The sequence below is a fragment of the Erythrobacter sp. Dej080120_24 genome (genome assembly GCF_036322605.1).
Classification (GTDB): Bacteria; Pseudomonadota; Alphaproteobacteria; order Sphingomonadales; family Sphingomonadaceae; genus Erythrobacter; species Erythrobacter aurantius.
This window is the reverse complement of sequence record NZ_AP027262.1, coordinates 544816-557331: the sequence shown is the minus strand read 5'-3', so window position 1 is coordinate 557331 and position 12516 is coordinate 544816. Positions and strand designations below refer to the sequence as shown.

At 63.9% G+C, this 12516-nt stretch carries 8 protein-coding genes; 7 read left to right on the top strand and 1 reads right to left on the bottom strand.

Going from position 1 to position 12516, the window contains the following annotated elements:
- Positions 1-15 precede the first annotated feature (15 nt).
- The 5 genes from AABA34_RS02790 (at position 16) to AABA34_RS02770 (ending at position 8748) form a co-directional block, all read left to right on the top strand.
- Positions 16-777, top strand: coding sequence for an alpha/beta fold hydrolase (locus AABA34_RS02790; RefSeq protein WP_338303793.1), 762 nt, complete (start codon positions 16-18; stop codon positions 775-777).
- Between the two features lies 1 nt (position 778).
- On the top strand, positions 779-1630 hold the full coding sequence (locus AABA34_RS02785; RefSeq protein WP_338303792.1) for a tetratricopeptide repeat protein: 852 nt from the start codon (positions 779-781) through the stop codon (positions 1628-1630).
- Positions 1627-2619: an LLM class flavin-dependent oxidoreductase gene (locus AABA34_RS02780; protein WP_338303791.1), complete on the top strand. Its 993-nt coding sequence runs from the start codon at positions 1627-1629 to the stop codon at positions 2617-2619. The genes AABA34_RS02785 and AABA34_RS02780 overlap by 4 nt, the downstream gene beginning before the upstream one ends.
- Before the next feature lie 126 nt (positions 2620-2745).
- Positions 2746-7437 (top strand): NAD-glutamate dehydrogenase, encoded by a 4692-nt coding sequence (locus AABA34_RS02775; protein ID WP_338303790.1) that lies wholly within the window; start codon positions 2746-2748, stop codon positions 7435-7437.
- Between the two features lie 60 nt (positions 7438-7497).
- Positions 7498-8748, top strand: coding sequence for an NAD(P)/FAD-dependent oxidoreductase (locus tag AABA34_RS02770; protein WP_338303789.1), 1251 nt, complete (start codon positions 7498-7500; stop codon positions 8746-8748).
- 223 nt (positions 8749-8971) lie between these two features.
- On the opposite strand, the gene queG is transcribed toward AABA34_RS02770, so the two are convergent.
- Entirely contained in the window at positions 8972-10024 is a 1053-nt protein-coding gene (queG, locus tag AABA34_RS02765) for a tRNA epoxyqueuosine(34) reductase QueG (RefSeq protein ID WP_338303788.1), read from the bottom strand.
- 46 nt (positions 10025-10070) lie between these two features.
- Here queG and AABA34_RS02760 point away from each other — a divergent pair, with 46 nt between their 5' ends.
- Together AABA34_RS02760 and AABA34_RS02755 are read left to right on the top strand one after the other, a co-directional pair.
- Entirely contained in the window at positions 10071-11099 is a 1029-nt protein-coding gene (locus AABA34_RS02760; RefSeq protein ID WP_416830644.1) for an ABC transporter ATP-binding protein, read from the top strand.
- On the top strand, positions 11096-12415 hold the full coding sequence (locus AABA34_RS02755) for an ABC transporter permease (protein ID WP_338303786.1): 1320 nt from the start codon (positions 11096-11098) through the stop codon (positions 12413-12415). The genes AABA34_RS02760 and AABA34_RS02755 overlap by 4 nt, the downstream gene beginning before the upstream one ends.
- The last annotated feature ends 101 nt before the right edge of the window (positions 12416-12516 follow it).

Here is a 12516-nt window from a genome sequence, read left to right as displayed (position 1 = left end):
AAGCCGGTTCGGTCGATGCAAAAGACCCGCATGCAGGAAATCGCATCTCATGAAATGCCCGACGGGCGCCGGATCGCCTATCGCCATGCAACCGGCGATGGCCCGACGCTTGTCTTTCTGCCCGGCTACATGTCGGACATGGCCGGCGGGAAGGCGACGGCTTTGTTCGCAGAGGCACAGGCCAAGGGCCGTGCTTGCCTGCTGCTCGATTACTCGGGTTGCGGGGAAAGCTTGGGAGATTTCGCGGACGGCTCGCTCTCGCGCTGGCGAGACGAGATTCTGGCGTTGATCGAAGCCTGTGTGACGGGGCCGGTGCTATTGGCGGGATCGTCGATGGGGGGCTGGCTGATGCTCTTGGTGGCCGAGAGACTGGGCGATCGGCTTGCAGGGATGATCGGGATCGCGCCTGCGCCCGACTTCACCCGATGGGGCTATTCCGAGAATCAGCGCACCCGTCTCGCGGCCGGGGAAACGATCTACGAAGACAATCCCTATGGCCCCGAGCCCACCCCCACACATGCCCGCTTCTTTGCCGATGCGGAACAGCAATTGCGGCTCGACCGCGAAATCCCGATCGATTGCCCCGTCAGCCTTTTGCACGGCCAGCGCGATGCCGATGTACCTTGGGAAATCAGCCTGAAACTGGCTGCGGCGCTTCGTTCGGACGCGGTTCAAGTGGTGCTGATAAAGGATGGCGACCACCGGCTGTCGCGCGAGCAGGACATTGCGCGGCTCAAAGCCGAAGTTGCCCGCTTCTATTCAACGGAAAACCCCTGAAATGTCGCTGATCCTCGCGCTGCTCCTGCAAGTCGGCCCCAATCCGATCGCCACCCCTCTGCCTGATGGGCATGACGAACTGCGCAATCGCCCGCCTCGCGAAACCGATGCCAGCCAGCCCTCTCCGGAGGCGCAATGGCTGGCCGAATGCCTTGAGCTCGTATCGGATGATCCGGCGCGCGCGCACACGCTCGCCCAATTGCGCCGCAATGAAACGAGCGGAGCCGAACGGGTGCTGGCCAATCATTGCCTGGGCCTCGCATCGACGCAGCTGGGCCTGTGGGAGGATGCCATCGTCGCCTTTGGAGAAGCCCGCGATTTAAGCCCCGAGGATGAACTGCGGGTCCGGGCAAGGTTCGGCACGATGGCCGGCAATGCGGCGCTCGCCAGCGGCGATCCGGTGCGCGCCGAAGCGATCCTGCGCCGCGCAAAAGAGGATGCGACCAATGCAGCCTCAGCGCCGATCCAGTCACTCGCGGCGAGCGACCTGTCTCGTGCGCTGGTGGCGCAAGGCCGGGGCGAGGAGGCGCTGGTAGAGCTCGAAACAGCGATCAGCCTGCAACCGGAAGGATCGGAAAGCTGGTTGCTCAAGGCGACGCTGCTGCGGCGGCTCGAACGGATCGAGGATGCGCAAGCGGCGATTGAGCGTGCGGGTGAACTCGCTCCGCTCGATCCGGCGATCTGGCTCGAAGCAGGGGTGATCGCAATCCTCGCAGGGCGCGAGGACGCGGCGCGCGCAAGCTGGGAATCTGTAATCGCGCTTGAGCCCGAAGGGCAGGCTGCCGATATTGCCCGCGATTACCTCGGGCAGATCGGCCCGGCAGCAGCCAATCCGGCAGAAGGCACCTCATGACGCAGTTTTCCGTTCTCGATCTGGTTCCGGTGCGCGAAGGCGGCACAGTGTCCGAAGCCATGGCTGCGAGCGCGAACCTTGCGCGCAAGGCCGAGGAAGTGGGCTGCAAGCGTTTCTGGGTGGCAGAGCATCACGCGATGGAAGGGATCGCAGGCGGAGCGACGTCGGTCGTGCTGGCGCATATCGGCAATGCCACCAACAACATCCGGATCGGTTCGGGCGGGATCATGCTGCCCAACCACACGCCATTCCAGATCGCCGAACAATTCGGCACGCTCGACGCGCTGTTTCCGGGCAGGATCGACTTGGGATTGGGCCGCGCTCCCGGAGCGGGTCCGGAATTGCAGCGGGCGCTGCGCAAAAACCTGCATCAGGCATCAGAATATTTCCCGCAAGATGTGTTGGAATTGCGAGCCCTGCTTACCGGGGATGTCGATCTTCCGATAACCGCCACACCGGGGCTGGGAGCGAAGATCGAACTGTGGATGCTGGGGTCGAGCCTGTTCGGCGCGAGCCTCGCGGCCAAGTTGGGCAGGCCCTATGCCTTCGCCGCGCATTTCGCCCCCGATCACCTTGACGCCGCGCTGGCTCTGTACCGCCGCGATTTCCAGCCTTCAGAGGCGCTGGATCGTCCGCATGTCATGGTCGCCATGAATGTCTTTGCTGCTGATACGGATGAAGAAGCGCGAACGCTTGCCTCAAGCCAGCAGCAAAGCTTTGTCGCCCTGCGCACCGGATCGCCGGGGAAGCTGCCGCCACCGATCAAGAATTACACCGACAGCCTGCCCGCCCCTTCGCGCGCCATGCTCGATCATCTCGGTCAGGCCGCCGCAGTCGGCACGCCGGGCCAGGTGCGCGAACAGATCGACGCTTTCGTCAAACGGACGCGCGCTGACGAAATCATCCTTTGCGGAGCGACTTTCGACCCCGATGCACGCCTGCGTTCGCTGGAAATGACGGTAGAAGCTTGCCGGAGCGTCACCGTTTAGGCGCCAATCCTGCTTGCGCGACGCCCCCGAATGCCTGTATTGCCTTCCGCACGATAAAAATAACCCGGCATAATATAATTACACCGCAGTTAGGCCGGGGTGCAGGATGCCAGGAGCATACAGGCGATGAGTGCAAAGCCCGCATCGAGTTCCGCCAAACCCGGTTCATTGCTCAAGGAGCTGAAGCAGCACCTTGGCGCGGCGATCCTTCCCGGTGACACGCCGCTGGACGGTGCAGCGCTGGAAGAAGCCGCCGCTTTCCTGCTCGAAGCGGCGCAGCAGCGTGCGCCTTCGCGCTCAGCGCTCAAACTGGAATCCGATACAGGCGAACGCCGTCTGCGGATCGCGATCATTAATGACGACATGCCGTTTCTGGTCGATTCGATTGCCTCGGCGATCACCGCGCAGGGTCTCAGCATCGATCAACTGATTCACCCGGTTGTCGGGGTTGAACGGGATGCGGACGGCGCGCTGACCAAGCTTCGCAAAAAAGGGAACGGTGCCAACGAATCGATGATCTACATCGAAACCCCGCGCGTCGATGCGCGTCAGCGGCGTGATCTTATCGCGGAGCTGCGGGTAACGCTGGGCGATGTGCGGGCAGCGGTAAGCGATTGGCCCAAACTGCGCGGGGCGATGGCTGCGGATGCCGAAACGATGGAGGCGCGCGATCCCGAAAGCGCGGCCCTGCTCGACTGGCTGAACGACGGGATGCTGACGCAGCTGGGCCACATCACCCGGATGCGCGACGGCATCGAAGGAGACGCGCTGGGCATTTGCCGCAAGAGCGCGGCCAAACTGCTGGCCGACACCTCCTATGAACGCGCCTTTGCCTGGTTCGAAGCGCACGACAAATCCGGCTCTCAGCGCGAATTGCTGGTGATCAAGGCCAATCGCCTTGCCACCGTCCACCGCCGCGTACCGCTTGACCTGTTCATCGTGCCAGTCCGCGAAGGTGGGAAGATCAGCGCCCTGTCGATCCATGCAGGTGTGTGGACCAGCGCGGGTCTGGCAACCCCGCCGACGCAGGTGCCGCTGCTGCGCAAGGCGCTGGCCGATATCAATGCGGCGATGGGATTCGATCCGGCAGGGCATGCGGGCAAGGCATTGGTGCATGCCTTCACCACGCTGCCGCACGATCTGCTGATCGCCTTTGCCACGCCCGACATCCAGCGGCTGGCAACAGCGATGATGAGCCTGATCGACCGCCCCCGCCCGCGGCTGGTGCTGGTGCAATCCGCGCTGGAACGGCACGTGTTCGCCTTCGTATGGCTGCCGCGTGACTATCTTTCCACCGATGTCCGCCTGCAAATTCAGGACCTGCTGACTCAGACGACCGGGGTCGATCTGCTCAGCTGGAGCCTTGAGGTCGAAGGCAGCAACCTCGCGCTGCTCCAATTCCTGCTCGATTCGCGCATGACCGGTCAGGTTCCCGATGCGGAACGGATCGAAGGCGAACTCATCGATCTGCTCAAGGGCTGGAACGAAGCGGTAGAAGGCCATCTGGCCAAGGCTGACGAAAGCTCGCGCGTGCCGGCGATCGCACTTCGTTATGCTGGCGCATTCCCGCCCGCCTACCGCTCGCGCTATGGCGCTGCCGAAGCGGCTCTCGACATTATCGAACTGCGTGAACTGGCACAGGGCGAAAATCCCGAAGCGCGTTCTTGTCGTCTCTACAAGCTTCCGCATGATCCCGTCGGCGACCTGCGGTTGAAAATCTATCACACCACCGGCGAAATGCCGCTGTCGGACGCGGTCCCGGCGCTCGAAAACTTCGGCTTCCGCGTGCTCGCCGAAATGCCGACAAGGCTGGACGACGGGAAGCTGGGCACGATCCACGAATTCACGCTCGACCTGCCCCAAGGGACCGCGATCGAGCCGCTGCTGGAGCGCGCCAACATCATCGAAACCGCGATTGCGGAAGTGCTCAATGGCCATTCGGAAGATGACCCGTTCAACCGGCTGGTGGTGGGCGGTGGCCTCAGCGCACAGGAAGCGATCTGGCTGCGCGCGATCTATCGCTATCTCCGCCAGACCGGCATGGGCTTCACAATTTACACTGTCGTCGATGCGCTGCGCCGTGCGCCCGGCGTGACGCAGGCGATTATCGACCTGTTCGTCGCGCGCCATGATCCGGCCTTTGCAGGTGACCGCGAAGCGGCGATCAACGCTGCTAGCAGCGCATACCAGCGCGGCCTCGCCAAGGTGACGGCGATCAACGATGACCGGCTCTTGCGGCTGTATCGCGCAGTCGTCGATGCGATCCTGCGCACCAACGCCTTTGCCCCGGCCTCCGAAGAGGCGCTGGCGTTCAAGATCGACTCCAGCCTTGTGCCGAACCTGCCAAAGCCTGTGCCGTGGCGCGAAATCTTCGTCTATTCGCGCCGGGTGGAGGGCATTCACCTGCGCTCCGGCCCGGTCGCACGCGGCGGTCTGCGCTGGTCGGACCGGCGCGACGACTTCCGCACCGAGATCCTCGGCCTGATGAAGGCCCAGAAGGTCAAGAACGCGGTGATCGTGCCCAGCGGGGCAAAGGGCGGCTTTTATCCCAAGCAGCTCCCTTCGCCCGCGATTGACCGCGATGGCTGGGCTGCCGAAGGTCAGGCCAGCTACGAGGTGTTCATCCGCACCCTCCTGTCGATCACCGACAATATCGTCGACGGCAAGGTGGCACATCCTGAGGGCGTCACCGTGCTCGACGGAGAGGACCCCTACTTCGTGGTTGCCGCGGACAAGGGCACCGCGCGCTTCTCCGATGTCGCCAACGGCATTGCCGAAGGTGCGGGCTTCTGGCTTGACGATGCCTTCGCCAGCGGCGGATCGAACGGATATGACCACAAGGCGATGGGCATCACCGCGCGGGGCGCGTGGGTCAGCGTGCAGCGCCACTTCCTCGAAATGGGGATCGACGTACAAAAGGACAGCATCCGCGTCGCCGGCTGTGGCGACATGTCGGGTGACGTTTTCGGCAACGGCATGTTGTTGTCCAAGGCGATCAAGCTGGTTGCCGCCTTCGATCACCGCCACATCTTCATCGATCCCGATCCCGATCCGGCCACAAGTTGGAAAGAGCGCAAGCGCATGTTCGAACTGCCGCGTTCGAGCTGGGAGGATTACAACCCCGATCTCATTTCCAAGGGCGGCGGGGTCTATTCGCGCGATCTGAAACGCATCAAGCTGTCGAAGAAGGCGCGCGAAATGCTCGGCATCGCCGAGAGCGAGATCGAACCGGATGCGCTGATCAGCGCGATCCTGAAATCGCAGGTCGATCTGCTATGGTTCGGCGGCATCGGCACCTACATCAAGGGTGAGAGCGAAAGCCATCTCGACGTTGGCGATCCCGCCAATGACACCTTGCGGGTCAACGCCGGGGAAGTCGGCGCCAAGGTGATCGGCGAAGGCGCGAACCTCGGCATCACTCAGGCCGGGCGCATTTCCTATTCGCTCGCAGGCGGACGCATCAACACCGACTTCATCGACAATTCAGCCGGGGTCGATTGCTCCGACAACGAGGTCAACATTAAGATCGCGCTTGCCGCCGCATCGCGCGAAGGCAAGCTCACCGAAAAGGCCCGCAACACGCTTTTGGCCAAGATGACGGACGAAGTCGCCGAGATCGTGCTGGAGGACAACCGCTTGCAGGCGCTTGCCCTGTCGATCGCGGAAAGCGGCGGCTCGCAGGCGACGGCGTCCTATATCCGCCTGATCGAACAGCTGGAGGAAACCGGCACAGTCGACCGGCGGACCGAGGGCCTTGCTGACAGCGAGAGCTTTGCCCGACGCGCCGCCGACGGCCACGGTCTGACCCGGCCCGAACTGGCGGTGCTGCTGTCCTCGGCAAAGCTGGCACTGCAGGCCGCGATCGAGGCCAGCGGACTGCCGGACGATCCGATTCTCGAAAGCAATCTGATCGCCATGTTCCCCGAGCCGATGCAGAAGAAGTTCCTCGGCCAGATCCGCGAACACCGGCTGCGGCGCGAATTGATCGCCACCGATCTGTCCAACCGCATCGTCAACCGGCTGGGCCTGATCCACGCCTTCGAACTGCCCGAGGAAGAAGGGGTGAGCCTTGCCGATGTCGCCGCCGCATTCGTGGTGGTGGAGCGGCTGTTCGATCTCAAGACGCTGTGGCGCGACATTGACAGTCAGACGATGAGCGAGACGGCGCGCATTGCCCTGCTTGATCGCGCCGCGGCGGCAGTTGGCAATCTAATGTCCGACGTGCTGCGGACCGGAGCGGGACGGGTCGAGGCAGGCGCCATGATCGAGCATCTGCGCAAGGGCGTGACCCGGCTTTGCGAAGGCCGCGCCGAGCTGGTCGCGGGTGACACCCGCCAGCGTTCGGAGGAATTGCGCGCCCACTTCATCGAACAGGGTGCCCCGCAATCGCTCGCCGACCGGGTGGCGGATTTGTTCGACTACGACGGCTCGATCGGCCTTGCACAGCTTGCGATCAAGACCGAGATCGACCCGCAAGACCTGACCCGCGCGTTTTCCGACATCGGCCAGCGGATCGGGCTTGACTGGGCGCAGGGAACGGCGGCGCATATGTCGCCCAGCGATATCTGGGAGCGTCTGCTCGTCGACGGGCTGGCGCGCGATTTCCAGCATATGCGGCTCGAATTCCTGCGTCGCCTGCTCCGCCGTAAGTCGGGCAAGAGCGACCCGGCGGGCGCGGTTGCGGACTGGGCGGCGCACAATGCCGGTGCGATGGCGCAGTTCCGCGCGATGGTTGCCCGCGCCCAGGCGCGACCCCCGGTTGCTCCCGCCGTGCTGGCCCAGATAGCCAGCCAGGCACGCAATCTGCTGGAACGCTAGGAACCGGGAAAACGCGTTTGCCGCTTGACGCGCACCCATTTTTTCGGAAGTCGGCGTCGCATGAGCGGAGAGGGAACAGCATCGGACACGGCTGATGTCGTGATCGTGGGCACCGGCCACGGCGGGGCGCAGGCAGCAATTGCCTTGCGCCAGCAGGGCCATGAAGGGCGGATCGTGATGGTCGGGCGCGACAGCGTACCGCCCTATGAACGCCCGCCACTGTCCAAGGAATATCTTGCCGGGGACAAGCCTTTCGAACGGATCATGATCCGCCCGGAAAAGTTCTGGGAAGACAAGGGCATCGAACTGCGCCTTGGCAGCGGTGTCAGCGCGATCGATCCGCAAGCACACAGCGTCACGCTGAGCGACGGCAGCACGCTTGGCTATCGCAAGCTGATCTGGGCAGGCGGGGGCGATCCCCGGCGGCTGGGCATTCCCGGAGCCAATTTGGCGAACATCTTTTACGTCCGCGACAAAAGCGATGCCGACGCGATGATGGCGGCGCTCGAATCGGGTGCGCGCCGCGCGGTGGTGATCGGCGGAGGCTACATCGGGCTCGAAGCCGCCGCCGTGCTGCGCAAGCTGGGCTGCGAGGTCACGCTGGTGGAAATGCTGGACCGGGTGCTGGCGCGCGTCGCGGGCGAGGAATTGTCGCGCTTTTACGAGGATGAGCACCGGCGGCAGGGCGTCGAAGTGCTGCTGTCGCGCGGGGTTTCGGAGATCCTCGGCGCCGATGGCAAGGTGTCCGGCGTCCGGCTCGACAATGACGATGTGATCGATTGCGACATGGTGATCGTCGGGATCGGCATTGTCCCTGCGGTCGGCCCGCTGATCGCCGCCGGAGCCGCCGGATCGAACGGGGTCGATGTCGACGTGTTCTGCCGCACCACGCTTGATGACGTCTACGCCATCGGCGACTGCGCGGCGCACGCCAATCCGTTTGCCGACAGCGCGGTGATCCGGCTCGAATCGGTGCAGAACGCCAACGACATGGCGAACACCGCCGCCCGCGCGATCATGGGCGACAAACAACCCTATCACGCTCTGCCTTGGTTCTGGTCCAACCAGTATGATCTCAAGCTGCAGACGGCGGGGCTGAACCTCGGCTTTGACGCGACCGTGCTGCGCGGCGATCCGGAAACCCGCAAGTTCACCGTGGTCTACATGAAGGAAGGCCGTCCGATCGCCTTCGACTGTGTGGGCACGATGAAGGACTATGTGCAGGGCCGCAAACTGCTTGAAAACGGGGCGGAGCGGATTGATCCGGCCATTCTGGCCGACCCGGAAGTGGCGCTTAAAGACCTGCTCTGACCATCGCCGGCGGCCATCATGCTACACCTGCGAATAAAGCTGACACGGTGTCAGGCGGCTCTGCGTGCCCTATCCGTCTGAAAACCGGCGGAAAAACACCCGAAAAGCGTAATTGACACTTATCCTGTTTTAAAAATTCTCCTCCCTCCCGGTGATCCGATATTGCCCACGATTTGAAAGAGCCGCCCCCGCAATAGCGCACGGCTTCGCAGTAGGAAAACGATCAGGCGAGCCGCGCCTTCGCCCACCCGGCTGCATCCGCCACCGCCGGATCGGGATCGGCCAGCAATGGCTCAACCTGCGCCAACAAAGCGGCATCACCGCTGTTTCCCGCCGCATAAAGGCAGTTTCGCACAAACCGGTCGCGCCCGATCCGCTTGATCGGGGAGCCGGAAAACAGGCTCCGAAATCCGGCATCGTCCAGCGCCAGAAATTCGGCGAGGCGCGACGCGGTCAATTCGGCGCGCGGCAGGAATTCACGCGCGGCGTGCGCCTCGCTCGCAAACTTGTTCCACGGGCAGACGGCAAGGCAATCGTCGCAGCCGTAAATGCGATTGCCCAATGCCTCACGGAATTCATGCGGCACTTCGCCCTTGTGCTCGATCGTGAGGTAGGAAATGCAGCGCCGCGCATCGAGCCTGTACGGCGCGGGGAAAGCATCCGTCGGGCAGGCTTCAAGGCACGCCCGGCACGATCCGCACTGGTCGCGGTGCGGCTGCGACGGCTCCAGTTCCAGCGTCGTGTAGATCGCGCCGAGGAACAGCCAGCTACCGTGATCCGGGCTGACGAGGTTGGTATGCTTGCCCTGCCAGCCGATCCCTGCCGCCTCGCCGAGCGGCTTTTCCATTACCGGGGCGGTGTCGACGAACACCTTGACCTGCGCCTCCGGCTCTTCCGCCACCAGCCAGCGGGCAAGGGCCTTCAGCCGTTTCTTGACGACATCATGGTAATCCTTGCCCTGCGCATAGACGGATATGCGGGCGCGATCGGGGTGCGCCTCCAGCGCCAGCGGATCGGTTGCCGGGGCATAGCTCATGCCAAGCGCAATGACGCTGCGCGCTTCTGGCCACAGCCCTTGCGGCGAGCGGCGGTGCTCCGCCCGCGTTTCCATCCATTCCATCGAGCCGTGATGGCCTTCGCCCAGCCATTGTTCCAGCCTGCGGGCGCGCTCCGGATCTTCCGCCGCGCTGGCGATTCCGCAGGCGACAAAGCCGAGCTTGCGCGCCTGATCGGCGATCCGCTCTGCCAGTGCAATTCCTGCCTCGCCATTAACCATGCTTGGGGTTACTCCCGTTTAGGCTCACACGTTAACCCTCACATGCATGGATATGGCGTCAAGCAATCGATCGATATTGGGCAATGCTGCCGAACTGGGTGAAGGGGAAGAGGCGCTGGCGCTGTCCTCTCCCGATCCGCGTCCTCTTGCCATAGAGGCGCGGGGGCTGGTCAAGAGCTTTGACGGCACGCGCGCTGTTGACGGGGTGGACCTGTCGGTTCCCCAAGGCGCGATCTACGGCGTGCTCGGCCCCAATGGCGCGGGCAAGACCACGACGCTGAGGATGCTGCTCGGCATCATCGACCCGGACGAAGGCGTGCGCCGCGTGTTCGGGCATGATCGGCCCCATGATATCGGCCGGTTGATCGGCTATCTCCCCGAAGAACGCGGGCTCTACCCGGCGATGAAGGCGATCGAGGCGATTGCTTTCATGGGTGCGCTGCGCGGCCTGCCGCTGAAGGAAGGGCGCAAGCGGGGGATGGAATTGCTCGAGCGGCACAATCTGCTGCACGCGGCAGACCGGACGATCCGGCAATTGTCGAAAGGCATGGCGCAGACCGTGCAATTGCTCGGCACGCTGGTGCATCGTCCGCGCCTTGTCGTGCTGGACGAACCGTTCTCCGGCCTTGACGCGATCAACCAAGGCAAGCTCGAAGGGATGATCCGCAGCCTCGCCGAAGACGGGGTGACGGTGATCTTCTCAACCCATGTGATTCACCATGCCGAACGCCTGTGTGAAGGCGTCGCGATCATTGCCGGGGGCAAGGTGCCCTATGCCGGCAGCGTCGAAACCGCGCGTGACCGGATTCCGGCACAGGTGCGGCTGGAAACGCGGGCACGCGAAGGCGGGTGGACCGCCGCGCTTCCCGAAGAAACCCGGCGCGAAGGCGATTTCTTCTATTTCCCGCTGCCCGAAACCGGGGTCGAACCGCTGCTGCGGCAATTGATCGAAGGAGATGCGGGGATTCTTTCCCTGTCGATCGAGCGCGCGGGGCTGCACGATGCCTTTGTCGCCATCGCCGGGGAAGCCGCCGCCCGCCAGCTTGAAGCCGACGCACAGGGAGGCCAGCCATGAGCCAGACCGCCATGAGCGCCCACGATCAAGCCGCAATCGACGCGAGGCCGCGCCTGTCCCGGCTCGAAGCCGCATGGGTCATCGCCCGGCGCGATTTCGTCGCCGTGCTGTTCAGCCGCGCTTTCCTGTTCTTCCTGATCGGGCCGCTGTTCCCGGTGCTGGTCGGCGGACTGGCAGGCAGTATCGGCAGCCAGGTATCGCGCGAAGCCGCGGTGGTCGAAGTCGGGCTTGCGATGAGCGCGCAGGACAATGCCGCCATGCTCGCCGCGCATGAACGGCTCTCCCCGCAATTACGCGGTGCAGTGCCGGCGCTGGTCGAAGTGCCCGAAGCCGCCGGCAATCCGGACTTCGATGCGCGCGGTTACATGGAGGCACGGCAGGGCAATTATGCTGCAATCGTAACCGGCACGCTTGCCGCGCCGGAAGTGGTCGGCACGCAAGGCCAGTTGCGCCGCTGGCAGGGCCCGATCGAACTGCTCGCCGCTGACGCCATGGCGGCGACGCCGCTGGCGGTGCCCAAGTCGACCAGCCAGACCGTCGCGTCGAGCGCCGCTTCCGAACGGACCAATCGCATCCGCACCGCACAAGCGGCGCAGATGGTGATGTTCCTGCTGACCATGCTGCTTGCAGGCATGGTGCTCTCCAACCTTGCCGAGGAAAAAGGCAACAAGATCATCGAAATCCTCGCCGCGGCGATTCCGATGGATTCGGTGTTCATGGGCAAATTGTTCGCCATGCTCGCAGTCTCCTTCGTCGGCATCGCGGTCTGGGGGCTGCTCGGCTGGGGCTTCTGGGCGATCGCCGAAGACGCGATCACCACCGTGACGCAGACCGATTTCCGCAACCTGCCCGGCCCCGCCGTGGGCTGGCCGCTGTTCCTTGCGCTGGGCGTGGCCTATTTCTCGATGGCCTATCTGCTGCTGGGCTCGCTGTTCCTGACAATCGGGGCGATGGCCAATTCGGTGCGCGAAGTTCAGACGCTTTCGATGCCGGTGACGATGTTGCAGCTGATGGTGTTCTTCCTTGCCGCCGCGACGCTGACCGATGCAGGTTCGCAGCTTGAACTGATGGCCGCCGCTTTCCCGCTGTCGTCGCCCTTTGCCTTCCTCGCCCGTGCGGCGCTGGACGAAACGCTGTGGGTCCATGCCGCCGCGCTGGTGTGGCAGGCCTTGTGGGTCGGATTGCTGGTGAAGGGCGGCTCGCTGCTGTTCCGCAAACGCGTAATGAAATCGGGTGGAGCGGGCCGCGAGAAGACAAAGCGCCGCTGGGGCCGCAAGTCGGCGACAGAGCCCGCCACGCTGGAGCCTGCGGAATAGGTTCCAATTCGCAACCCACTATTGACATGGCTGTCAGTTAGGGCAGGATGCTTGGTGGAGGTAGAGGCCGGTCAGGCGGAAAGAAACGCCGGGCCTCTCGC

Excerpts from the sequence above, each read along its gene's own strand:
- AABA34_RS02790 (WP_338303793.1), top strand. The coding sequence starts at position 16 with ATGCAAAAGACCCGCATGCAGGAAATCGCATCTCATGAAATGCCCGAC.
- AABA34_RS02785 (WP_338303792.1), top strand. The coding sequence starts at position 779 with ATGTCGCTGATCCTCGCGCTGCTCCTGCAAGTCGGCCCCAATCCGATC.
- AABA34_RS02780 (WP_338303791.1), top strand. The coding sequence starts at position 1,627 with ATGACGCAGTTTTCCGTTCTCGATCTGGTTCCGGTGCGCGAAGGCGGC.
- AABA34_RS02775 (WP_338303790.1), top strand. The coding sequence starts at position 2,746 with ATGAGTGCAAAGCCCGCATCGAGTTCCGCCAAACCCGGTTCATTGCTC.
- AABA34_RS02770 (WP_338303789.1), top strand. The coding sequence starts at position 7,498 with ATGAGCGGAGAGGGAACAGCATCGGACACGGCTGATGTCGTGATCGTG.
- queG (WP_338303788.1), bottom strand. The coding sequence starts at position 10,024 with ATGGTTAATGGCGAGGCAGGAATTGCACTGGCAGAGCGGATCGCCGAT.
- AABA34_RS02760 (WP_416830644.1), top strand. The coding sequence starts at position 10,071 with ATGGATATGGCGTCAAGCAATCGATCGATATTGGGCAATGCTGCCGAA.
- AABA34_RS02755 (WP_338303786.1), top strand. The coding sequence starts at position 11,096 with ATGAGCCAGACCGCCATGAGCGCCCACGATCAAGCCGCAATCGACGCG.